22 protein-coding genes are annotated in these 21,493 nt (G+C 66.3%); 19 read left to right on the top strand and 3 right to left on the bottom strand.

Annotated features, from left to right (window positions below; genetic code table 11):
* Positions 1 to 4 precede the first annotated feature (4 nt).
* The 11 genes from V6V88_RS26715 to V6V88_RS26665 all read left to right on the top strand — a co-directional run bounded on the left by V6V88_RS26715 (position 5) and on the right by V6V88_RS26665 (position 12,437).
* Positions 5 to 1,069 (top strand): glycosyltransferase, encoded by a 1,065-nt coding sequence (locus V6V88_RS26715; RefSeq protein ID WP_223573632.1) that lies wholly within the window; start codon positions 5 to 7, stop codon positions 1,067 to 1,069.
* The gene (locus tag V6V88_RS26710; protein ID WP_223573630.1) at positions 1,066 to 2,307 is read left to right on the top strand and encodes a glycosyltransferase family 4 protein; all 1,242 of its coding nucleotides are present in this window, start codon (positions 1,066 to 1,068) and stop codon (positions 2,305 to 2,307) included. Before V6V88_RS26715 ends, V6V88_RS26710 begins: the two co-directional genes overlap by 4 nt.
* A 1-nt stretch (position 2,308) precedes the next feature.
* Positions 2,309 to 3,175, top strand: a complete 867-nt coding sequence (locus V6V88_RS26705) for an SDR family oxidoreductase (RefSeq protein WP_062838849.1) — start codon at positions 2,309 to 2,311, stop codon at positions 3,173 to 3,175.
* Positions 3,176 to 3,194: 19 nt separating this feature from the next.
* A complete protein-coding gene (locus V6V88_RS26700; protein ID WP_056327192.1) occupies positions 3,195 to 4,205 on the top strand; it encodes a polysaccharide biosynthesis protein in 1,011 nt (336 codons plus the stop codon).
* Positions 4,198 to 5,325, top strand: a complete 1,128-nt coding sequence (gene wecB, locus V6V88_RS26695; protein WP_223573628.1) for a UDP-N-acetylglucosamine 2-epimerase (non-hydrolyzing) — start codon at positions 4,198 to 4,200, stop codon at positions 5,323 to 5,325. Before V6V88_RS26700 ends, wecB begins: the two co-directional genes overlap by 8 nt.
* Before the next feature lie 19 nt (positions 5,326 to 5,344).
* Positions 5,345 to 6,394 (top strand): glycosyltransferase family 4 protein, encoded by a 1,050-nt coding sequence (locus tag V6V88_RS26690; RefSeq protein ID WP_062838851.1) that lies wholly within the window; start codon positions 5,345 to 5,347, stop codon positions 6,392 to 6,394.
* Positions 6,395 to 6,612: 218 nt separating this feature from the next.
* Positions 6,613 to 7,155 carry an acetyltransferase gene (locus V6V88_RS26685; protein WP_230964901.1) on the top strand — a complete coding sequence of 181 codons (543 nt, stop codon included), beginning with the start codon at positions 6,613 to 6,615 and terminating at the stop codon, positions 7,153 to 7,155.
* Between the two features lie 57 nt (positions 7,156 to 7,212).
* A complete protein-coding gene (locus V6V88_RS26680) occupies positions 7,213 to 9,102 on the top strand; it encodes a nucleoside-diphosphate sugar epimerase/dehydratase (RefSeq protein ID WP_338128450.1) in 1,890 nt (629 codons plus the stop codon).
* Positions 9,099 to 9,971 (top strand): NAD-dependent epimerase/dehydratase family protein, encoded by an 873-nt coding sequence (locus V6V88_RS26675; protein ID WP_062838854.1) that lies wholly within the window; start codon positions 9,099 to 9,101, stop codon positions 9,969 to 9,971. The genes V6V88_RS26680 and V6V88_RS26675 overlap by 4 nt, the downstream gene beginning before the upstream one ends.
* 137 nt (positions 9,972 to 10,108) lie before the next feature.
* Positions 10,109 to 11,146 (top strand): lipopolysaccharide heptosyltransferase I, encoded by a 1,038-nt coding sequence (gene waaC, locus V6V88_RS26670; RefSeq protein ID WP_062838855.1) that lies wholly within the window; start codon positions 10,109 to 10,111, stop codon positions 11,144 to 11,146.
* 1 nt (position 11,147) lies between these two features.
* On the top strand, positions 11,148 to 12,437 hold the full coding sequence (locus V6V88_RS26665) for a 3-deoxy-D-manno-octulosonic acid transferase (protein ID WP_338617052.1): 1,290 nt from the start codon (positions 11,148 to 11,150) through the stop codon (positions 12,435 to 12,437).
* 32 nt (positions 12,438 to 12,469) lie between these two features.
* Here V6V88_RS26665 and V6V88_RS26660 read toward each other — a convergent pair whose 3' ends face one another.
* The 3 genes from V6V88_RS26660 to V6V88_RS26650 are packed head-to-tail and all read right to left on the bottom strand — an operon-like array spanning position 12,470 to position 14,301.
* The gene (locus V6V88_RS26660; protein WP_174245407.1) at positions 12,470 to 12,634 is read right to left on the bottom strand and encodes a hypothetical protein; all 165 of its coding nucleotides are present in this window, start codon (positions 12,632 to 12,634) and stop codon (positions 12,470 to 12,472) included.
* A 12-nt stretch (positions 12,635 to 12,646) separates the two neighbouring features.
* Positions 12,647 to 13,453: a type III pantothenate kinase gene (locus V6V88_RS26655; protein WP_056327205.1), complete on the bottom strand. Its 807-nt coding sequence runs from the start codon at positions 13,451 to 13,453 to the stop codon at positions 12,647 to 12,649.
* Entirely contained in the window at positions 13,450 to 14,301 is an 852-nt protein-coding gene (locus V6V88_RS26650) for a biotin--[acetyl-CoA-carboxylase] ligase (protein ID WP_062838857.1), read from the bottom strand. The genes V6V88_RS26655 and V6V88_RS26650 overlap by 4 nt, the downstream gene beginning before the upstream one ends.
* Positions 14,302 to 14,394: 93 nt before the next feature.
* On the opposite strand from V6V88_RS26650, the gene V6V88_RS26645 reads away from it, so the two are divergent.
* The 8 genes from V6V88_RS26645 to V6V88_RS26610 all read left to right on the top strand — a co-directional run bounded on the left by V6V88_RS26645 (position 14,395) and on the right by V6V88_RS26610 (position 21,482).
* Positions 14,395 to 15,525, top strand: coding sequence for an ABC transporter permease (locus tag V6V88_RS26645; RefSeq protein WP_128829611.1), 1,131 nt, complete (start codon positions 14,395 to 14,397; stop codon positions 15,523 to 15,525).
* A complete protein-coding gene (locus tag V6V88_RS26640; protein ID WP_056327212.1) occupies positions 15,525 to 16,364 on the top strand; it encodes an ATP-binding cassette domain-containing protein in 840 nt (279 codons plus the stop codon). Before V6V88_RS26645 ends, V6V88_RS26640 begins: the two co-directional genes overlap by 1 nt.
* Positions 16,351 to 17,298, top strand: coding sequence for an MlaD family protein (locus tag V6V88_RS26635; protein ID WP_056327214.1), 948 nt, complete (start codon positions 16,351 to 16,353; stop codon positions 17,296 to 17,298). The genes V6V88_RS26640 and V6V88_RS26635 overlap by 14 nt, the downstream gene beginning before the upstream one ends.
* A 5-nt stretch (positions 17,299 to 17,303) precedes the next feature.
* On the top strand, positions 17,304 to 17,906 hold the full coding sequence (locus V6V88_RS26630) for an ABC-type transport auxiliary lipoprotein family protein (protein WP_056327217.1): 603 nt from the start codon (positions 17,304 to 17,306) through the stop codon (positions 17,904 to 17,906).
* A gap of 102 nt (positions 17,907 to 18,008) precedes the next feature.
* Positions 18,009 to 18,662, top strand: a complete 654-nt coding sequence (locus V6V88_RS26625) for a CocE/NonD family hydrolase (protein WP_223573620.1) — start codon at positions 18,009 to 18,011, stop codon at positions 18,660 to 18,662.
* A 152-nt stretch (positions 18,663 to 18,814) separates the two neighbouring features.
* On the top strand, positions 18,815 to 20,077 hold the full coding sequence (locus V6V88_RS26620; RefSeq protein WP_142052305.1) for a D-alanyl-D-alanine carboxypeptidase family protein: 1,263 nt from the start codon (positions 18,815 to 18,817) through the stop codon (positions 20,075 to 20,077).
* A gap of 133 nt (positions 20,078 to 20,210) precedes the next feature.
* Positions 20,211 to 21,077 carry a D-amino acid aminotransferase gene (locus V6V88_RS26615; RefSeq protein WP_223573618.1) on the top strand — a complete coding sequence of 289 codons (867 nt, stop codon included), beginning with the start codon at positions 20,211 to 20,213 and terminating at the stop codon, positions 21,075 to 21,077.
* 132 nt (positions 21,078 to 21,209) lie between these two features.
* Complete coding sequence (locus V6V88_RS26610; RefSeq protein WP_056327226.1) at positions 21,210 to 21,482, top strand: YbeD family protein; 273 nt, start codon at positions 21,210 to 21,212, stop codon at positions 21,480 to 21,482.
* Positions 21,483 to 21,493: the final 11 nt, after the last annotated feature.

Raw genomic sequence — 21,493 nt, 5'->3', positions numbered from 1 at the left:
CAAAATGGCTGTAGAAGTCGTCTTATACGCACCCAACGTGCACACCGGCGGCGGCCTTGTGCTGCTGCAGGCGCTTTTAGGCGCCTGGCCGGCCGGTTCGCCGCTGCGTCTTTTCCTGGATGCCCGCAACGAACCGCGGTTGCAGATTCCCGAGGGCGCTGCCGTGCATTGGGTGGCGCCGACGGCGCTTGCCCGCCTGAAGGGAGAATTCGCGGCGCGCCGGGCCGCGGGACCAGACGCCATCCTTTTCTGCTTTCATGGCCTGCCGCCGGTGCTGCCTTCGCGCGCTCGCGTCGTGGTATTCCTGCAGAACCGGAATTACCTGCGCGGCGTGCGGCTGTCGCAGTTTCCGCTGCCCACGCGGCTGCGCCTGATCTTCGAGCGGACAATCGGGCGGTGTTTCCGTCATCGGGTTTCGGAGTATGTGGTTCAGACGCCGACCATGCGCCGCGAGGTGCTGGATTGGCTTGGTGCCGCCGAGCGCGTGCCGCCCGTCAGGATCGCGCCTTTCGTGGCCGACATTACCGTGGGCGATCCCGCAGTGCCGGCAGAGCGGACCCGCCAGTGGGATTTTGTCTATGTGGCCGACGGCGTGGCGCACAAGAATCATCGGCGCCTCCTCGAAGCTTGGCGGCTGCTGGCTGAGGACGGTTTGCGACCGTCGCTCGTTTTGACTCTGGGTCCCCGGGACAAGGTCTTGGCGCAGGAACTTCTGGCCGTGGCGGACCGCCATGGGCTGCGGGTCGAGAACCGGGGCGAGCTGACGCGTGAAGGCGTGGCGGCGCTGTATGCGCAGGCGGGCGCGCTGGTGTTCCCATCGTTCGGCGAATCGTTTGGCCTGCCGTTGATCGAGGCCGCCAATGCCGGCCTGCCGATCGTGGCGTCCGAGCTCGATTATGTGCGCGACGTGTGCGTGCCCGTCCAGACGTTCGATCCGGGCTCGGCCACGTCGATTGCGCGGGCGGTGCGCCGCCAGCTGGACGCGCCCAGCCCGGTTGTGGCGCCCGAAACACCCGCGCAGTTCTGGGCCCGGCTCCGTGCCGATTCCTCAGTAGCGAGCGCCTCGTGAGAATCCTGATCGTCAGCCAGTATTTCTGGCCGGAGCAGTTCTTCATCAACGACTTCGTGCGCGCATTGACGGCGCAGGGGCATGTGGTCGAGGTGCTGACCGGCAAGCCCAACTATCCGGACGGCAAAATCTTCGACGGCTATACCGAAGAGGGTTGCACGAGCGAGCAGTGGGATGACGGCACCGTGATTCATCGGGTGCCGCTGCGCACGCGGCGCGCGGGCGGTGGCAAGAATCTGGTCCTCAATTACCTGTCGTTTGTCGTCAACGGGCTGCGCCATGGTTACCGGGCTGTCGGGCACAAGGATTTCGATGTCGTCCTGGCGGTGGCATTTTCGCCGATCACGTCGGTAATCCCCGCTATTTACCTCAAATGGCGCAAGAAGCTGCCGCTGGCGATCTGGATTCAGGATCTCTGGCCGGAAAGCCTGAGCGCGACCGGCTTCGTGCGAAACCGCACGATTCTTGCTGGCGTGGGCATGATGGTGCGCGCGATATATGGGGCCGCATCGCTGCTGCTTGTGCAGTCCAAGGCATTCCGCGAGCCCGTTGCACGCCTGGCCTCTGACCGCAAGATCGTCTACTACCCCAATTCAAGTCCCGATCCGCGCGCAACGCAACCGAAGCCTTGCACGTTGCCGGCCTCCCTGCTGGCAACGCTGGAGGACAATTTTTGCGTCGTCTTTGCAGGTAACCTTGGGACTGCCCAATCGCTGCATACAATCCTTGCCGCCGCGCGCAAGCTCAAAGGGCGCAACGATTCCAGAATCGTGCTGGTGGGCAGCGGCAGCATGCTGGGGCGAATCCGCGACGAGGTGGAGCGAGAAGGCTTATCCAATGTCGTGCTTGCCGGGCGCTTTCCCAATGATCAGATGCCGCATATCTTTGGCAGGGCGGGGGCGTTGCTGGTCACTTTAAATAGGGACGCGATCCTGGCGCAGACGATTCCCAGCAAAGTGCAGGCGTATTTGGCCGCGGGCCGTCCGATCATCGGCGCGCTGGACGGGGCGGGCGCCGAGGTCATTCGTGATGCGGGCGCCGGACTGGTATGCGCCGCAGAGGATTCGGATGGTCTGGCCGATTGCATGGAACGCCTGCGCGCAATGAATGAGGACGAGCGCGAGGCGCTTGCCGCCTCCGGCCGCCGGTTCTACCTTGAGCATTACGAGATAACCCGTCAGGTCGACCGATTAGTGAGTATTCTTTCCGAGAAACTCGAATTGAAAGAGAAGGCTTAGCATGAAAATTTTGGTTCTAGGGGTAACGGGCATGCTGGGTAGCGCGGTTTTTTCGCGCTTCAGCGACGATCCGGCATTCGAGACGTACGGGACGCTGCGCGGTGCGGCTGGCCTGCGCCATTTCGATGAGCGCCATCGCAATAATCTGCTGACGGGCGTCGACGTACTGGATAATGATTCCCTCGTGACGGTAATGGCCCGGGTCAAGCCGGACGTGGTCATCAACTGTGTCGGTTTGATCAAGCAGCTTGCCGATGCCAAGGATCCCTTGGCGGCGCTGCCGGTGAACGCCATGCTGCCGCACCGGCTGTCGCGCCTGTGCGCGCTGGCGTCGGCCCGCCTGATCCACGTCAGCACCGACTGCGTGTTCGATGGACGCAAAGGGATGTACCTGGAATCGGATCCCTCCGATGCCGAGGACCTTTACGGCAAGTCGAAGTACATTGGCGAGGTGACGTCCGACGTCAACGCCATCACCCTGCGCACCTCGATCATCGGCCACGAATTGGGCAGCAATGTGGCCCTGGTGGACTGGTTCCTGTCGCAACCGGGCCCCGTCAAGGGATTCACGCGCGCCGTGTTTTCCGGCCTGCCGACCACCGAGCTGGCGCGGGTGATGAAGGACTTCGTGATTCCCCACCCCGAGCTGCACGGCCTGTATCACTGCGCCGTTGCGCCGATCGACAAGTATTCGCTTCTGAAGCTCGTGGCGCAGGTGTATGGCAAGGACATCGATATCATTGCAGACGATCAATTGAAGATCGACCGGTCGCTGGATGCCACGCGCCTCTTGCAGGCGACGGGTTATGTGCCTCCCTCGTGGCCGGAATTGATTCGTGAAATGCACGCGCATCGCCTGGTTCCCTAACGGATTGAATGGTTAATTTATGTTCGACAATAAAGTTCTCATGATTACCGGCGGCACCGGGTCCTTTGGACATACGGTGCTCAAGCGTTTCCTTTCCACGGATGTGCGAGAGATCCGCGTCTTCAGCCGCGACGAAAAAAAACAAGAGGACATGCGCATTGCCTTGGCCGACGACAAGGTCAAGTTCCACATCGGCGACGTGCGCGATTACGACAGCATCGCCCAGGCGATGATCGGCGTGGACTATGTGTTTCACGCGGCCGCGCTCAAGCAGGTGCCGTCCTGCGAGTTCTATCCCATGGAAGCGGTCAAGACCAACGTGCTTGGCACGGAAAACGTCCTGAACGCGGCGATTGCAGCCGGCGTGCAACGCGTGGTCGTGCTGAGCACGGACAAGGCGGTGTACCCGATCAACGCCATGGGCATCTCCAAGGCAATGGCCGAGAAGCTGGTGGTGGCCAAGTCCCGCGTCGCCGTCAATAACGGTCCGGTGATCTGCGCGACGCGCTACGGCAACGTGATGGCCTCGCGCGGCTCGGTGATTCCGCTGTTCATCAGCCAGCTGAAGACGGGCGAACCGCTTACCGTCACCGATCCCAACATGACGCGCTTCCTGATGTCGCTCGAGGATTCGGTGGACCTGGTGCTGCATGCGTTCGAGCACGCCAAGCAAGGAGACATCTTTGTCCAGAAGGCGCCGGCTTCCACCGTCGCCGACCTGGCGGTTGCGCTCAAGGAACTGATTGGCGGTGATAGCCCGCTCAAGGTGATCGGCACGCGGCACGGTGAAAAGCTGTACGAGTCGCTGATTTCGCGCGAGGAAATGGCAAAGGCCGAAGACATGGGCCGCTATTACCGGATTCCCGCCGATAACCGGGATCTGAACTACAAGAAGTATTTCGTCGAAGGCGAAACCGAGATTTCCGAGTTGGACGATTACACGTCGCACAACACGGAGCGACTGGATGTCGAAGGTGTGAAGAAGTTGCTGTTGAATCTGGAATACATCCGGGGGCAGATCGATGCTTAAGGTCATGACGCTGGTCGGCACGCGTCCGGAACTCATCAAGATGAGCCGCGTCATCGCGGAACTGGATGCGCAGGTCGATCATGTACTGGTGCATTCCGGCCAGAATTACGACTACGAACTGAATCAGGTGTTTTTCGACGACCTGCAGATTCGCAAGCCGGATTATTTTCTGGGCGCAGCGGGCGATACCGCGGCCAAGACGATCGGCGACGTCATCATCAAGTCCGACGAGATCTTCGAACAGGAAAAGCCGGACGCGCTGCTGCTGTACGGCGACACCAACACCTGCCTGGCGGTGATCGCCGCCAAGCGCCGCAAGATTCCGGTGTTCCACATGGAGGCGGGCAATCGCTGTTTCGATCAGCGCGTGCCCGAAGAGCTGAACCGCAAGGTGCTCGACCACCTGAGCGACATCAACATGGTCCTGACCGAGCATGCGCGCCGCTACCTGATCGCCGAAGGCATCCGTCCCGAGACGATCATCAAGACCGGCTCGCACATGCAGGAGGTGCTGGCGTACTACATGGACGACATCCAGAAGTCGGACGTGCTGGCGCGCGAAGGACTGACCGAAGACAAGTTCTTCCTGGTCAGCGTGCATCGCGAAGAAAACGTGGACACGCCGCAGAACCTGCGCGATCTGCTCGACACGCTGCGCCACCTGGCCGACACGTACGAGTACCCGATCGTCGTGTCGACGCACCCGCGCACCCGCAAGCGCCTGGAGGCGTTGGGCGACGCGCTGGACCATCCGCTCATCCGCTTCGTCAAGCCGTTTGGCCTGCTTGACTACATCAAGCTGCAGATGGGCGCATTCTGCGTGCTGTCCGATAGCGGCACGATCACGGAAGAAGCGTCGCTGCTGAACCTGCCGGCCATCACCGTGCGCAATGCGCACGAGCGTCCCGAAGGCATGGACGAGGGCACGTTGATCATGAGCGGCCTGAAGGCCGAGCGGGTGGCGGACGCGGTTCGTGTGGTCACCAGCCAGCATCGCCGCGGCGAGCGCGTGATTCCCGTGGTCAAGGACTACGAAGGCGGCCCGGTCTCCAAGCAGGTCGTGCGCGTGGTGCTGAGCTACACGGACTATGTGAACCGGACTGTGTGGTCGAAATCCTGAATCACCTGACTGCAGAATCATGCCTACAGTGATTTTCTGGTGCATTCTGGCGGCGGCCTTGGGTTTGGCCTGGGTACTTACCGGCGCGCTGCGCCGGTATGCCCTGGCCAGCCGCAGGCTGCTTGACGTCCCGAACAGCCGTAGTTCGCATGTGGTCACCACCCCGCGTGGCGGCGGCGTGGCCTTTGTGCTGAGCTTTCTGCTCGGCCTGCCGGTGCTCGTCTGGCTGGGCCTGCTGCCCGCGGTGACCGCGGTGGCGTTGGGCGGAGCGGGCACGGCTGTGGCCATCATCGGATTTCTGGACGACCGCGGCCATGTCGCGGTCCGGTGGCGGTTGCTGGTTCATTTCGGCAGCGCGGCCTGGCTGATGGCCTGGTTTGGCGGGCTGCCCGCGGAAGCCCTGGGCCAGGCGTCCGCTTTCTGGGCGGCCGTGGCAAGCGTGCTGGGTGTTTTTGCGCTGGTCTGGCTGCTCAACCTGTACAACTTCATGGATGGCATCGACGGCCTGGCTGCGTCGGAGGCGATCTGCGCGGCGGTCGGGGCAAGCGTGATCTACGTCCTGACCGGCCATGAAGGCGCCATCGTGGCGCCCCTGCTGCTGGCTGCGGCCGTGGCGGGCTTTCTGTTGTGGAATTTCCCGCCGGCGCGCATTTTCATGGGCGATGCCGGCAGCAGCTTTCTGGGAATCGTCCTGGGTGGTCTGGCGCTGCACGGCGCGTGGCAGCAACCGGCCTTGCTGTGGGCCTGGCTGATCCTGCTGGGCGTCTTTGCCGTGGATGCGACCTGGACGCTCTTGCGACGGCTTGGACGCGGCGAGCGCGTCTATCTGGCGCATCGTATGCACGCATACCAGCACGCCACGCGACGCTTCGGCGCGCACAAACCGGTTCTGCTGACGGTGATTGCGTTGAATGTGTTCTGGCTGTTCCCCATCGCGCTTTGCGTGGCGCGCGGCTGGCTCTCGCCGCTGGCAGGTGTGCCTTTGGCGTATGGCCCTTTGCTGGCGCTTGCGATAGCCTGCAAGGCGGGCGTGCCCGAGAACCCCGGTCACCATCCGCAGGCGTCGTAAGACGGCATTGAGGAAACCTCCGTTATGTGTTTTTCCCGGTCCGCTTGATTGGCGGCCGTATTGCTACACTTTCATTTCGAGTCTTGGATTGAGACCACGAAGACCAAACGCCCACAATGACGAGCGGCATGAGTTTCCGGCAGATGCCGCTCGGTTGGGGTGACAAAAAGGGACAATAAGAGACGATGGCGAGATCGCTAGTGATTATCGGGGCGGGCATGCACGGACGCGCGGTGGCCGAGGCCGCCGAGCTCAGCGGCCATTGGCAGGAAATCCTGTTTGTGGACGACCGCTGGCCCGCCTTGCAGGAGACCGCGGGCCGCAAGGTCGTGTCCAATCTGGCGGGCTTGAGCAGCTTGGCGGCCGATCAAGCCCAAGCGATTGCGGCAGTCGGCAATAACGCGTTGCGCGCCGGCTGGGTCAAGGCGATCGAAGCCGCGGGCTTGCCCCTGGCGACGGTGATTCATCCGGCGGCCTGCGTCAGTCCCAGCGCCACCATCGAGGCAGGAACTGCGATCCTGGCGATGGCGATGGTGGGTGCGAGCGCCTATATTGGCACGGGGTCCATCCTGAACGCGCACAGCACCGCGGATCACGATACCCATCTGGAAAACTATGCGCACCTGGGCACCGGCGTGCATCTGGCCGGCGGCGTGAAAGTCGGCGCGGGCGCCTGGCTTCAGGCGGGCTGCTGTGCGGGCTATGGCGTGGTCGTTCCCCCGGACACGGTGTATCCCCCGGGAACCGCGCTGAGCAATTGATTCGCCCTGACCGAATTTGTTGTCAATCCCTTAACTGGACGTCGCTGGACGTAAACCGTGCCATTACCCATCGCTTTTCGTTCCCTCATGGTGTTTCTGTTCGACCTGTTGGCGGCCCTCGTCGCCTGGGTGGGGGGCTTTCTACTGCGCTTCAATTTCGAATGGCCGGTGGGTTATGGCAACCAGATGCTGTTCGGCCTGCCGCTGCTGCTGATCGTGCACGCGATCGCTTGCCGTTGGGCCGGTCTTTATCGCGGCATATGGCTCTTCGCCAGCCTGCCCGATCTGAAGCGCGTCCTGAAGGCCGTGGCGGTCTCGGCGATCGCGCTGCTGATCGTCGCCAACCTGGTTCCCCCCTCGTTTTCGATTCCCCGCTCGCTGTTCCTGCTGTACCCGCTGCTGCTGCTCCTGTTCATGGGCGGCGGCCGGGCGGCGTGGCGGATGTGGAAGGAGCACCGGCTGTACGGCGGCCTGATCGCCCAAGGCAAACCCGTGGTGCTGGTGGGGGCGGGCATGCGCGCCGCTTCGCTGGTGCGCGAGCTTGAGCGCAGCCCGGACTGGCAGGTCGTCGCGCTGGTCGACGACAACCCCAAGAAGTGGGGCCGGGAGCTGGGCGGTTATCCCGTCGTGGGATCGCTGGATCGCCTGCCCAGCGTGTTGCAGGAGTTCAAGGCGCGGCACATCATCCTGGCCATGCCGGGCGCGGCGGCCGACGTCAAGCGCCGCGTGACGGAGTTGGCCGTGCATTCGGGCGCGCAGGTCTTCGTGCTGCCCGAGGTGGACGACCTGATGAGCGGACGCGTCGCCATCAGCCAGATGCGGCCTGTCGAGATCGAGGATCTGCTGGGCCGCGACCCGGTGCAGATCGACTCGGCCCACGTCAGCACCCTTTTGCGGGGCACCACCGTGCTCGTGACCGGGGCCGGCGGGTCGATCGGCAGCGAGCTTTGCCATCAGCTCGTGCGTTTTGCGCCGGCGCGCGTCGTGCTGGTCGAAACGAGCGAATACGCGCTCTACAAGATCGAACAATGGTTTTCCACGCATTGGCCGGGCGTCAGCCTGGTCACGCTGGCGGGCGACGTGAAGGACGCCGACCGCATGGACGAGATCTTTGCGCGCTACCGGCCGCAGGTGATCTTCCACGCCGCCGCGTACAAGCATGTCCCCCTGATGGAGGTCGACAACGCGTGGCAGGCGGTGCGCAACAACGTGGGTGGCACGCTGGTCGTGGCCCAATGCGCGCAGCGGCACAAGGCTGAACGCTTCGTCCTGATTTCCACCGACAAGGCGGTCAACCCCACCAATGTCATGGGCGCGACCAAGCGCCTGGCCGAGATGGTGTGCGAGGCCTTCCAGGCCGAAAAGGGCGGGACGCGCTTTGGCATCGTCCGATTCGGCAACGTGCTGGGCAGCACCGGCAGCGTCATCCCGAAATTCCATCAGCAGATCCAGCACGGCGGGCCGGTCACGGTCACGCATCCCGACATCACCCGCTATTTCATGTCCATTCCCGAAGCCGCGCAGCTGGTGCTGCAGGCGGCCGCCATGGGAGACGGGGGCGAGATCCACGTGCTGGACATGGGGTATCCGGTCAAGATCGTGGATTTGGCACGCAACATGATTCGCCTGTCGGGGTACGACGAAGAGCAGATCCGGATCGAGTTCACCGGGTTGCGGCCAGGCGAAAAGCTCTATGAAGAATTGCTGGCCGATTGCGAACAGACGCGGCCGACGCCGCATACCAAGTTGCGCATCGCCCGCTCGCGGCCCGTGCCGCCGGCGTTCCTGCGGGAATTGACCGAATGGCTCGAAAGCAGCAAGACCTACAGCGACGAAGTGGTGCGCGCCGGATTGTTGCGATGGGTGCCGGAGTACACGCCCAAGGCGCATGAGGCCGGGTCCGAAGGGATGGCGCACGTTTCCGCGCGCACGGAGGCCTCGTCATGACGGCCGTCACCGATACGCGTCGCGTGGGCGTGCTGGGCGCGACCAGCCTGGTGGGCGCCGCGCTGCTGAGCGAACTGAAGGCCCAATCATTCGCGCCCATCGCCTATTCCCGCCGGCGCGCCGCGTCCGCGGACGATGGCGTTCAGTGGCGCGCGCTTCCCGAGGCCGGCGGCAAGCCGGAATCGGTGTTTGGCGAACAGGACATTCCGGTATGGGTGTCGTTGGCGCCCATCTGGATCCTGCCGCAGTATTTCGACGCGCTGCGCGCGAGCGGGGCCAAGCGAATTGTCGCCCTGTCCTCGACCAGCCGGTTCACGAAGACGTCGTCTTCGGTGGAATCCGAACAGGCCCTGGCGCGCAAGCTGATCGACGCCGAGGCCGCGCTGATCGCCTGGGCTGAAGCGGCCGGCGTCGAGTACGTGATCCTGCGTCCGACCCTGATCTACGGGGGCGAGCACGACGGCAACATTTCCGAAATCGCCCGTTTCATCCGCCGGTTCGGCATGTTCCCGGTGTTTGGCGCCGCGCGCGGCCTGCGCCAGCCCGTCAAGGCTGCCGATATCGCGGCGGCAAGCGTTGCGGCCGTTACCGCGCCGGCGGCGGCCAATCAGGCGTACAACCTGTCGGGCGGCGAAACCCTGCAATACCGGCAGATGGTGGCCCGGGTGTTCGCGGCGATGGGCAAGCGCCCGCGAATCCTGACCGTGCCGCTGGGCATCTTCAAGCTTGCGCTGGCCGGCGTGCGCCTCGTGCCGCGCTACCGGCACTGGTCGGTCGGCATGGCCGAACGCATGAACGAAGACCTGGTGTTCGCGCATGACGACGCTCAGCGCGACCTGGGCTATCGGCCCTCAAAGTTCGAACCCTAGGCAACGCACCGGGCGCGCATGGATCCGGCCGTTTGATGTAAATTGCCGGAATTCTCGGGATTTTCCATTGCCTTTCAATTGGTCCAAGCAACCGTGATCGACGCTTGCACACGGCCTGAACCATTGCATTCTTCTTGATGCCCACTCGCATTCTCATTGTCCGCACGTCTTCCCTGGGCGATCTCGTCCACATGCTGCCGGCGATCACGGATATCGCCCGGCATGTGCCGGACGCGCAGATCGACTGGGTCGTCGAGGAAGCGTTTGCCGAGATCCCGACGTGGCATCCCGCCGTCAACGAAGTCATCAAGGTCGCGCACCGGCGCTGGCGTAAGTCGTGGTGGTCCGCCCAGGTGCGGGCCGAGCGCCGCGCGCTGCGCGAGCGCCTGCGCGCCGTGCGCTACGACATCGTCCTGGACATGCAGGCGCTCTTGAAATCGGCCTGGCTGGTGCGCCAGACGCAGGGCGTCAAGCACGGGCTGGACTGGCGGTCGGCACGCGAACCGCTGGCCTCGCTGTTCTACAACGTGCGTCATCGCGTCGAGTTTTGGCAGCCCGCCGTGATCCGCCAGCGCAAGCTGGCCGGCCTGACGTTCGGCTACCAGCACGCCGGCCTGCCGGATTTCGGGCTGCAATCCTTTGCGCGCCAGGCCACACAGGCGCCCGAGCCGGTCGTGGAAGTGGGCAGCGGCGGCCTGAACGCCGCCGAGCTGCCCCGGCTGCACCACCTGGACACGGACCGCGGCTATGCAGTGATCATGCCGTCGGCCAGCCGCGACGACAAGCTGTGGCCCGAAGAGGACTGGCGCGTGGTGTTTCGCCGCCTGCGCGAGGCCGGCTGCACGCTCAAGCTGCTGGCGGGCAACGAACAGGAAGCCGAACGCGCCCAACTGCTGGTGGCCGGCATGGAAGGGGCCGAGGTGATGCCCCGCATGGACCTGACCGCGGTGGCCAAGCTGCTTGCCGGCGCGCGCCTGATGGTGGGGCTGGACAGCGGCCTGACGCATCTGTCGGCCGCGTTGGGCCGTCCCACGATCGGCATCTACCGCGCATCCACGCCGGTGCGCACCCCGCTGGTCGGATCCAACTACACCGCCAGCCTGGGCGACCGCGGCGCCTCGCCGTCGCGTGAGGCCGTCATGGCCTCGGTCGAGCAGGCGCTCGCCGCACAGTGACATGAACCGCGGCGTCTACACGCTGGCGCTCCGGACCCTCGCGCCGCTGATCTGGCTGTGGATGGCCCGCCGCGCCAAACGCGCAGGCGGCCGCTGGGAGATCTTTTCACCCGAGCGTTTTGGCCGCCCCGAGCCCGCCTCGCAGTCGCCGGACAACCCCGTCTGGGTGCATGCCGTCAGCCTGGGCGAGACACGGGCCGCGCTGCCGCTCTTGAACGCGTTGCTGGCGCAAGGCTTGCCTGTGTTGCTGACGCACACGACGGCGACGGGCCGCGCCGAGGGCGAGCGCCTCTTCAAGGACGCAATCGCCCAGGGACAGCTGCGCCAAGCCTGGCTTCCCTACGATTTTCCTGGCGCGACCCGCCGCTTCATGGCGGCGCACCGTCCGCGCTGCGGCCTGCTCATGGAGCGTGAGATCTGGCCGAATCTGCTGGAAGCGGCCCGGCAGGCCAAGGTGCCCATGGCGCTCGTCAGCGCGCGCTATTCCGCGTCGTCGCTGCGGCAGGCGCGCCGGATGGGCAGCGTGATGCGCGAGGCGCTGGCGGGTCTGGACAAAGTGCTGGCGCAGACGGCGGAAGATGCCGGCCGGCTGGCGCAGGCTGGGGCGCCCGCGGCCGAGATCACCGGCAATCTCAAGTTTGACCTTGTGCTGCCTGCCGCGCAGGTCGAGGCAGGACACGCCTGGCGCGCGCAACTGGGTCGTTCCGTGGTGGCCGTGGCCAGCACGCGCGAGGGCGAGGACGCCCCGTTCATCGCGGCAATCAAGCGCCACGCGGCTGCACCGGGCGCGCCGCTCTTTCTGTTGATTCCGCGGCATCCGCAGCGTTTTGACGAAGCGGCGGGGCTGCTGTCGAACGCGAAAGTGCCGTTCGAACGGCGCTCGGCGGGCGGCGCCGCATCGCCGGATACGGCCGTGCTGCTGGGCGACACGCTGGGCGAAATGGCTTTTTATTACGCGGCTTCGGATGTGGCGATCGTGGCGGGCAGTTTCGCGCCGCTGGGCGGCCAGAACCTGATCGAAGCCTGCGCGGCGGGCGTGCCCGTGATCGTCGGGCCGCATACGTTCAATTTCAAGCAGGCGGCCGAGGATGCCATCGAGGCCGGCGCGGCACGCCGCGCGGCGGATCCGGCGCAAGCGGTGGACGCCGCGATGGCGCTGCTAAGCGATACTGACGGCAGGCGGCAGGCGAGCAAGGCGGCCAGGGCCTGGTTCGACCAGCACGCCGGCGCGACGGCGCGCACGATGGCCGCGCTGGCGCCCTGGCTGGACGAGCCGGCCGCGCGCCGGTAAGGCGTTCGTCAGGGCGCTCTTCAGGGCGCTAGTTAAGGCGTTTTGCGCGGCGTCAGCGTCACGGCGCCGGGGTTCAATTCCTGGCTGAACCGCCGCGCGTCCCGGCCTTCGTCCTCGGGCCGGGCGCCCAGCCAGCCCTGTCCCAGCGCAAAGACGCCCAGGTTCGCAAGCAGGATCAGGATGAAGAGCACGCGCATGCCGGACCTTCGTCAGAAAGAGGTGTTCAACGTGGCGCGCGCCACGGCGGCCAGCCCGTCCAGGACGGGATGGTCCAGGTAGACGGGAACGGGCGTCGCGCCAAATGCGCCGCCCGCATCGGCCAGCAGGCGTTCGATTTCTTGATGCACTTCGGGCCAGCCGCCGCCGGCCGCGTAGATCTGCGGCGTCTGGCCGTAGCGCTGGCGGCCCGCCAGCCATTGGCGCACGACGGCGCCGGCCTGGGCCGCCGCAATGCCCGATGCGATGGCCTCGTGCGTGTCCGTGGGGTAGGGCACGACCTGGCCGTTGGCGATGGGCAGGTTGGCCGTGCCGTGTGCAAGCGAGGTGCGCATCATGGCCGGGCCCGGCAGGATCAGGCCGCCCGCGAAGACGTTGTCCGGTCCGACCGTGTCGATGGTGGTGGCGGTGCCGAAGCTGGCCAGCACGAAAGGCGGATGCGTGCCCGGCAGGCGCGAGAGCACGCCGAGCAGCGATGCCCAGCGGTCGGCGCCCAGCTGGGTGGGGGTGCGATAACTGTTGACCAGACCCAGCGTCGTCGCTTGCGACAGCGACCAGGTGACCGCGCAGCCATGTTTGTTCAGGATGTCCGCGATGGCGTCGCCGCGGGCCGCGCCGGCCACGTTCACGCCCAACGCGCGCAGCGGCGGCCGCGGCAGGGCGGCCAGCCAGTCATCCAGCGCGTTCAGGTCCAGGCCGTCGAAGGCGACGGCCGCGGGCTCGCGCGGCATGTCCGGATTGCTGGCGTCCAGCCAACCCACTTTGAGTCGGCTGTTGCCGGAGTCGATGAGAATAATCATGCTTGGCGTCGAATCGAAATTTCACCGACCGAGATCGGTGTGGCGCCCTCGGGCGTTTGCACCAGCAGGCGGCCTTGATCGTCCACGCCACAGGCGGTGCCGCTTAGAAGAATAGCGCCCTTGTCCAGCACGTTCACCTTGCGGCCCGCCAGGGCGTCCACCTGGTCGAAACGCTGCCGGAATACGCCGAAGCCTTCGCGTTCGAGCGTGCGGACCGCTTCGTGCCAGGCCGTGGCGCTGGCGCAGACCAGGTCGGCGGCCGCAGCCGCGTGCGCGGCGCCGGCCTGCACCTGAGTCCAGTCCGCGACCTCGCGGCCCAGGGCAAGCGACAGCTCGGCTGCATCGATGAGGTTCACGCCCATGCCGATCACCACGGTGTATCCGGCGTCGCGGCCGCCCGGATTGCGGGTGGTTTCCACCAGGATGCCGGCCAGCTTGGCGTCGTGCCATTGGACGTCGTTGGGCCATTTCATGCACAGGCCGCGCGGCTCGGGCCCGGCGACGGTGCGCAGCGCCTCGCAGGCGGCCACGCCGGCCAGCGGCGACAACGCGGCCAGTTGCGTGGCCGGCAGGTGCACGTCGAATGCGCACGAGAACATCAGCGTGGAGCCCGAGCGGTTCTGCCACGGGCGGCCCGCGCGGCCCCGGCCGGTCTCCTGCAGATGCGTGCCCAGCAGCCAGGGCTTGCCCGCGCCGGCGCCCGAGCGCGCGCGCGCAAGCAGGTCGGCATTGGTCGATCCGGTGCTGCGGGTCCAGGCAATGTCCTGGAAGGCGGGCAGGCGGTCCGCGAGCGTCCGGGCAAGCGTTTCCGGGGCGGGCAGGTCGATGGGGCAAACGGGGGCGGGCATGGCCGCGATTGTAGGGCACGCGGGCCGCGCTCGCGGCTGCGGGGCCCCAGCGTTTATGATTGGCGATACATTTTGCATCGGTACCCCGACGACATGCCGCATTCCGCATTGCTTGCGACCGCCGCCGCGCCTTTTCGCTACGAAGGCGGGGTTTGCCATGTGGGCGGCGATTGGAGCGTCCTGGCGCTGGCCGAGTCGGGCGAAGTCGAACGCAGGCGCGCGGCCCTCGCGCAGGCGGCCAAGGACGGCGCCCGTTGGGACATGCACAGCATCCACCGGCTGGACACCATCGGCGCGCTGATCATCTGGCAGGCCTGGGGCGAGAAGCTGCCCGAGCGCGTGCGCTGGGGCGCCGGGCAGCAGGATGTCTTCAACACGCTGGCGATGAACAAGGGCGAGACGCCCGTGGCGGCGCCCAAGCCCGAGACATGGTCGTGGGTTCGCGCCACCGGCGGCGCGGTCCTGCAGGCCGCCGAAAACGGCAAGGCGCTGCTCATCATGCTGGGCCAGCTCGTGCTGGATGTTGGCGCCATGCTGCGCCGGCCCTGGCTGGGCCCGTGGCGCGAGATCTCCGCGCAGGTGTACCGGACCGGCGCGCAGGCGCTGGGCATCACGGCGCTGGTGGGCTTTCTGATCGGCGTGGTGCTGTCTTACCTGTCGGCTCAGCAGCTTCAGATGTTCGGCGCCGACCGCTTCATCGTGCGCCTTTTGGGGGTCTCGATCGTGCGCGAGCTGGGACCGGTGCTTGCGGCGATCCTCGTGGCCGGCCGGTCGGGATCCGCGATTACGGCGCAGATCGGGGTGATGCGCGTGACGCAGGAACTGGACGCGATGCTGGTGATGGGCATTTCGCACGGCCAGCGTCTCATCCTGCCGCGGGTGGTGGCACTGGCGGTCACGATGCCGCTGCTGGTGCTGTGGACCAGCGCCATGGCGCTCTTGGGCGGCATGCTGGCGGCGATGGCGCAGCTGGGCGTGTCCGCGCAGTGGTTTTTGCAATCGCTGCCCGATGCGATCTCGCTGACCAATTACTGGATCGGCATGCTCAAGGGCGTGACCTTCGGCATCCTGATCGCGCTCATTGCGTGCCACTTCGGCCTGCGCATCCAGCCCAACACCGAAAGCCTGGGACGCGGCACCACGACTTCCGTGGTTACGTCGATCACGGGCGTGATTCTGCTGGATGCGGTGTACGCGGTCATCTTCAGCACGGTGGGCATCTGATGAATAGCGCCGCGCAACACCGGCTGTTTACCGAAGAGGGCGTCACCGTCGAGCCGGTCATCACCGTGCGCGGCCTTCGCACGGCCTTCGGCGATCACGTGGTGCACGAGAACCTGGACCTGACGGTGTTTCCCGGAGAAATCCTGGTGCTGGTCGGCGGCTCGGGCACGGGCAAGACGGTGCTGCTGCGGCAGATCATCGGGCTGGACGTGCCGGCCGCGGGCACCGTGAAGGTGCTGGGGCATACGCTTTCGGAACTGTCTCCGGGCGAACGCCGGCGCCTGTCATACCGCTGGGGCATGCTGTTCCAGGCGGGCGCGCTTTTCTCGGCGCTGTCGGTGTTCGACAACGTGGCGCTGCCGCTGCGCGAACTGCGCACGGTGCCCGAAGACCTGGTGCGCGACGTGGTCATGTGCCGGCTTGCGATGGTGGGCCTGTCGTCGCGCGATGCGGACAAGCGCCCCTCGGACCTGTCCGGCGGCATGGTCAAGCGCGTGGCGCTGGCGCGCGCGCTGTCGCTGGACCCGGAATTGCTGTTCCTGGACGAACCCACGGCGGGGCTCGATCCGCTGCGGTCCGACGAATTCGTCGACCTGGTGCGCAGTTTGCACCGGCAGCTTGGCTTTACCGTCGTCATGGTGACGCACGACCTTGACACGCTGCTGGCGCTGGCCACGCGCGTGGCCGTGCTGGCCGAGAAACGGGTGATCATTTGCGACACGGTGCCTGAAGTCCTGAAGTTCGATCACCCGTTCATTCATACGTTCTTCCTGGGCGAGCGCGGCTTGCGCGCGCTGGGAGATTTGGCACCGAAGGGAATGCACCATGGAAAACCGTAGTCATGCGCTCATGGCCGGTATCTTCACGCTGGTCCTGCTGGCTGCCGCGACGCTGACGGCCATCTGGATCGGCCGCGACCGGACGCAATTGCAGCCATACGAAATCATTTCGGCCACGGCCGTCACCGGCCTGAATCCGCAATCGGCCGTGCGCTACCAGGGCGTGCCCGTGGGCCGCGTGCAGTCGCTGGCGCTCAATCCCGACAAGCCGGGGCAGGTGCGCATCCGGATCGGCGTGGCCCCCAACACGCCGATCACCGAATCGACCTGGGCCGAACTGGGCGTGCAGGGCGTGACCGGCATGGCCAACGTGGACCTGCGCGATGACGGCTCGTCGCTCAAGCGCCTGACGTCCACGGCCGAGCATCCGGCCGCCATTCCGCTGCGTCCGGGCTTTCTGGACCGCATCGAAAAGCGCGGCGACAAGCTGATTTCCAACGTCGAGGTGGCGACGGAGCAATTGAAGCGCGTGCTGAGCGAACAGAACGTGCAGGCCCTCACGGCCAGCCTGCAGAACGCCACCGACATCTCGCAGTCCCTGAAGGACGCCACCCGTGATCTGGCGCCCACGCTGGCCAAGCTCGGTCCGCTGATGGATTCCTTGAACACCACCTCGCGCCAGGCCGACCGCGCCGCGCGCGAGATCGGCGACCTGGCCCAGCAGGCCCGACAGTCGCTCGCGCGATTGAACGCGCCCGACGGCCCGCTGGCCGTCGCGACCCGCAGCCTGAACGACATCGCGCTGGCCGCCGCGCGGCTCGATGGCGAGACCTTGCCGGCCTTCACCACCATGGCCAACGATGTCAGCACGGCCGCACGGGGCGCCACCACCACCTTGCGCCGTGTGGACAGCACGCCGCAATCGTTCCTGTTCGGTCCCGCGCCCATTGCGCCGGGACCCGGCGAACCCGGCTTTGCCGGATTCCGGAGATAGATCCCATGAAGATGCGCAGCGCCATTCTGATCCTGACCCTGGCCCTGGCCGGTTGCGGCATCGGCCGCGTGGACGCGCCGCCCCAGTTGTTCGACCTGGGGCTGGACGCGCGCCCGGTGCCCGCCTTGCCGGCGCGCGATCCGATCGCGCTGTCGTTCCAGGCCGCGCCGGGGCTGTCCGACACCGGCATGATCTGGCGCGTGGGCGACAGCGCCGCGCCCCGGTCGTACGCCACCTATCGCTGGGCGGCGTCGCCCGCCGAGCTGGTGCGCCAGCGCATCACCGATCGCCTGTCGCGCCAGGGCGCGGTGCTGGGCGACCGCGTCACGTTGCAAACGCCGCAATTGCAGGTGTCGCTGGCGCAGTTCGAGCAGGTGTTCACCGAGGACGGCCAGTCGAGCCAGGGACGCCTGCTGCTGCAAGCCGTGCTGCTGAACGGGCGCGAGGTCGTGGACCAGAAGCGCATCATGGTGGCCGCGCCCGCGCCCACGCAGGATGCCGCAGGCGGCGTGGCCGCGCTGCGCCAGGCCACCGACGAGGCCAGCGACCAGCTTGCGCAATGGCTGGCGGCGACGCTGCGACCGCCTGCCGCCGCGCGCGGAAAGTGAGCTCTGGCTCGCGCTTGCGCGCGCCGTTGACGGTTGACCCGGATTTCGCCGCGCGGGCCGGGCGGTTAACATCGTTCCTTTTTCCGCACGTTGAGTCCCGCCATGTCCGCACGCACTGAAACCCACGCATTCGTCGGCGCCGCCGGCCGTATCGATTGCGCCATCGACTGGCCCGCCGGCGCGCCGCGCGGCTGGGCGCTGGTGCTGCATCCGCATCCGCTGCAGGGCGGCGCACGCGAGAACAAGGTGGTCACGACCTTGTCGCGCGCCTGCGTGCAGCACGGCCTGGTGGCGGTGCGTCCCAACTTCCGCGGTGTCGGCCACTCCGAAGGCGTGTTCGACAAATCCGTCGGCGAAACCGAAGACATGCTGGCCGTCGTGGCGCAGATGCGCGAGCTGCACCCCGAGCTGGCGCAGGCGCCGTGGGTGCTGGCGGGATTCTCGTTTGGCACGGCGGTCGCCGCGCAGACCTACGCCGCGCTGGCCGAACAGGGCGACGCCGTCCTGCCGTCGGCGCTGATGCTGATGGGGCCGGCGGTCAACCGCTTCCAATCGCACGAAGTGCAGGTGCCCGACGACACGCTGATGGTGCATGGCGAAGAAGACGAGGTGGTGCCGTTGTCCGAAGCCATGGACTGGGCGCGGCCGCGCTCGATTCCGGTCGTGGTGGTGCCGGGCGCCTCGCATTTTTTCCACGGCAAGCTGCTCGTGCTGCGTCAGCTGGTGCAGGCCCGCCTGAAGGTCGCGCTGGACTGAAACGGGCCTTGCCGCCGCGGCAGGTTGCATCAGGTTGCATGTTTTAGGCGCGCAGGGAACCCTGCGCGGCCGGGATGGGTCTGATCGACTGCCTATAATTGTCAGCCACTTGCCCCGCGCCGGCGGGCGTCATTCCTGGACCCACGTTGCCGATGAAGAAATTGCCTCACTCCGCTCAATCCCCCGTTGTCTTTACCCGCCGCCTGATCTCGGGCGCCGTGTTGTCAGCGATGCTGGCGGCCTCACTGCCGGCGTGGGCGCAGCAGGCGCCAGCCGCACCCGCCGCCGCGCCGGCCGCGACGGCCCCGGCGCCGTCGCCCTCGGGTGCAGTGCCTGTTGGCGACGTGTCGGCCGTCCCGGCCCCCACCATCGCGGCCAAGGCCTGGATCGTCATCGACGTGAATAGCGGCCAGACGCTGGCCGCATCCAACCCCGACATGAAGGTCGAGCCGGCCTCGCTCACCAAGATCATGACGGCCTACGTCGTGTTCAACGCGCTGGACGAAAAGCGCCTGACGCTGGAGCAGACCGTGCCGGTGTCCGAGCACGCTTGGCGCACGGGCGGCTCGCGCATGTTCATCGAGCCGCGCAAGCCGGTCACGGTGGACGAACTGAACCAGGGCATGATCGTGCAATCGGGCAACGACGCCTCCGTGGCGCTGGCCGAAGCCGTGGGCGGCAGCGAATCCGCCTTTGCCGCGCTGATGAACCAGGAGGCCGAGCGCCTGGGCATGAAGAACACGCACTTCATGAACGCCACGGGCCTGCCCGATCCCCAGCACGTGACGTCCACGCGCGATCTGGCCACGCTGTCCGCGCACCTCATCACGGATCACCCGGACTTCTTCCACTACTACAAGCAGAAGAGCTACACCTACAACAAGATCACGCAGCCCAACCGCAATCGCCTGTTGTGGGCCGACCCCTCGGTCGATGGCATGAAGACCGGCCATACCGACTCGGCCGGTTACTGCCTGGTCTCCACGGCCATGCGCGGCGACCGCCGCATCCTGGTGGTCGTGGTGGGCACCGACAGCGAAGCCACCCGCGCCGAAGAAAGCCTGAAGCTCCTGAACTGGAGCTTCCAGAACTTCGACACGGTCAAGCTGTTCGACAAGAGCCAGCCCGGCATCGACGCCCGCGTCTGGGAAGGCACCGCCGAAAACGTCAAGCTGGGTCCGCCCAATCCGGTGTCCATCGCCGTGCCGCGCGGCAAGGCCGGCGACTTGAAGCCGGTTGCCCAGCGCACCGATCCGCTGATCGCGCCGCTGGCCAAGGGTCAGCAGGTCGGCACGCTGCAGTTCACGCTGGACGGCAAGGTGCTGCGCACCGAACCGCTGGTGGTGCAGGACGCCGTCGAGCGCGCCGGGTTCTTTGGCCGCATGGTCGACACCGTCAAGCGCTGGTTCCAGTAAATCGGCGCACCGCGGCCGGGGCCGCGGGTGTAAGCTAGCAGCGGGCGTTTCGTGCGCGAAACGCCCGTTTTGCATTCTTCGGGGGCGGGCCGCGCGGCTCGTCCCTGTTCCATTTCAAATTCAGGAGTGCCTCATGATTCCGGGCGTGCCGGGCGAAAGCCAGGTGTATCTCAACGGTGAATTCCTGCGCATGGACGAGGCCAAGGTCTCCGTCCTGGACCGCGGCTTCATTTTCGGCGACGGCATTTACGAAGTCGTCCCCGTGTACCAGGGCAATGCGTTCCGCATGGCCGAACACCTTGACCGTCTTGACCGCAGCCTGGCCGCCTTGCGCATCGCGCAGCCGTTCGACCGCAGCGGGTGGATCAACCTGATCGAGCAGTTGCTGGACCGCTCCAACCTGGACACCTGCATCGTCTATCTGCAGGTGACGCGCGGCGTGGCCAAGCGCGACCATCCGTTCCCGTCGCCGGCCGTCACCCCCACGGTGTTCGGCATGATCGCGGCCTGGTCGCCGCCGACGGCCGCGCAACGCGCACAGGGCCTGTCCGCCATCAGCATCCCCGACGAACGCTGGCTGCACTGCGAGATCAAGTCCGTGTCCCTGTTGGGCAACGTGCTGGCCAAGCAGCAGGCCGTGGATGCGCATGTGGACGAAGTCCTGCAGTTCCGCGACGGCTACCTGACCGAAGGCGCGTCCACCAATATCTGGGTCGTGTCCGGCGGAAAGCTGCTGGCCCCGCCCAAGAACAACCTGATCCTCGAAGGCATCCGCTACGGCCTGATGGGTGAACTGGCCGCCGAGGCCGGCATCCCGTTCGAGTCCCGCCGGATCTCGCAAGCCGAGGTGGAGCAGGCCGACGAGCTGATGCTGTCGTCCGCCACCAAGGAAGTGCTGGCCATCGTTTCGCTGGACGGCAAACCGGTCGGTTCGGGCAAGCCCGGCCCTGTTTTTGGGCAATTGCGTGCGGGTTATGATGCCCGCATCGCCGCGCTGTAGTCCCGGCGCGGGGCGGCCCGCTTGCGATACCTGCGGGTTGGCCGCCCGTCCCGGCGGCGCCCGCCGGCACTTGCCGGCGCGCCGCTTGCCCCCATATAAGAACATTCAGGGGCAACTCTTTTTAGGCACATCATGCACATTCCGCCCGAAGATTCGTTGATCGAATATCCCAGCGACTTTCCCATCAAGGTCATGGGCAAGCACCATCCCGACTTTGCGCAGACGCTGACCGAGGTCGTATTGCAGTTCGATCCGGCATTCGACGCCGCGACCGTCGAAATGCGCCCCAGCAAGGGCGGCAACTATCTTGGCCTGACCTTCACCGTGCGCGCGACCTCGCGCGAGCAGCTCGACGCGCTGTACCGCGCGCTGCATGGCCATCCCATGGTGTCCATCGTCCTGTAAGGCAAGACCGC

The sequence above is a fragment of the Achromobacter sp. E1 genome, assembly GCF_037039475.1.
In the GTDB taxonomy this organism is placed as follows: Bacteria; Pseudomonadota; Gammaproteobacteria; order Burkholderiales; family Burkholderiaceae_B; genus Achromobacter; species Achromobacter mucicolens.
This window is presented reverse-complemented; position numbering and strand designations above follow the sequence as displayed.

Excerpts from the sequence above, each read along its gene's own strand:
- V6V88_RS26690 (WP_062838851.1), top strand. The coding sequence starts at position 5,345 with ATGCCTACAGTGATTTTCTGGTGCATTCTGGCGGCGGCCTTGGGTTTG.
- V6V88_RS26650 (WP_062838857.1), bottom strand. The coding sequence starts at position 14,301 with ATGCCCGCCCCCGTTTGCCCCATCGACCTGCCCGCCCCGGAAACGCTT.
- waaC (WP_062838855.1), top strand. The coding sequence starts at position 10,109 with ATGCCCACTCGCATTCTCATTGTCCGCACGTCTTCCCTGGGCGATCTC.
- V6V88_RS26675 (WP_062838854.1), top strand. The coding sequence starts at position 9,099 with ATGACGGCCGTCACCGATACGCGTCGCGTGGGCGTGCTGGGCGCGACC.
- V6V88_RS26645 (WP_128829611.1), top strand. The coding sequence starts at position 14,395 with ATGCCGCATTCCGCATTGCTTGCGACCGCCGCCGCGCCTTTTCGCTAC.
- V6V88_RS26660 (WP_174245407.1), bottom strand. The coding sequence starts at position 12,634 with ATGCGCGTGCTCTTCATCCTGATCCTGCTTGCGAACCTGGGCGTCTTT.
- wecB (WP_223573628.1), top strand. The coding sequence starts at position 4,198 with ATGCTTAAGGTCATGACGCTGGTCGGCACGCGTCCGGAACTCATCAAG.
- V6V88_RS26685 (WP_230964901.1), top strand. The coding sequence starts at position 6,613 with ATGCACGGACGCGCGGTGGCCGAGGCCGCCGAGCTCAGCGGCCATTGG.
- V6V88_RS26630 (WP_056327217.1), top strand. The coding sequence starts at position 17,304 with ATGAAGATGCGCAGCGCCATTCTGATCCTGACCCTGGCCCTGGCCGGT.
- V6V88_RS26635 (WP_056327214.1), top strand. The coding sequence starts at position 16,351 with ATGGAAAACCGTAGTCATGCGCTCATGGCCGGTATCTTCACGCTGGTC.
- V6V88_RS26620 (WP_142052305.1), top strand. The coding sequence starts at position 18,815 with ATGAAGAAATTGCCTCACTCCGCTCAATCCCCCGTTGTCTTTACCCGC.
- V6V88_RS26610 (WP_056327226.1), top strand. The coding sequence starts at position 21,210 with ATGCACATTCCGCCCGAAGATTCGTTGATCGAATATCCCAGCGACTTT.
- V6V88_RS26665 (WP_338617052.1), top strand. The coding sequence starts at position 11,148 with ATGAACCGCGGCGTCTACACGCTGGCGCTCCGGACCCTCGCGCCGCTG.
- V6V88_RS26625 (WP_223573620.1), top strand. The coding sequence starts at position 18,009 with ATGTCCGCACGCACTGAAACCCACGCATTCGTCGGCGCCGCCGGCCGT.
- V6V88_RS26715 (WP_223573632.1), top strand. The coding sequence starts at position 5 with ATGGCTGTAGAAGTCGTCTTATACGCACCCAACGTGCACACCGGCGGC.
- V6V88_RS26640 (WP_056327212.1), top strand. The coding sequence starts at position 15,525 with ATGAATAGCGCCGCGCAACACCGGCTGTTTACCGAAGAGGGCGTCACC.
- V6V88_RS26705 (WP_062838849.1), top strand. The coding sequence starts at position 2,309 with ATGAAAATTTTGGTTCTAGGGGTAACGGGCATGCTGGGTAGCGCGGTT.
- V6V88_RS26700 (WP_056327192.1), top strand. The coding sequence starts at position 3,195 with ATGTTCGACAATAAAGTTCTCATGATTACCGGCGGCACCGGGTCCTTT.
- V6V88_RS26655 (WP_056327205.1), bottom strand. The coding sequence starts at position 13,453 with ATGATTATTCTCATCGACTCCGGCAACAGCCGACTCAAAGTGGGTTGG.
- V6V88_RS26615 (WP_223573618.1), top strand. The coding sequence starts at position 20,211 with ATGATTCCGGGCGTGCCGGGCGAAAGCCAGGTGTATCTCAACGGTGAA.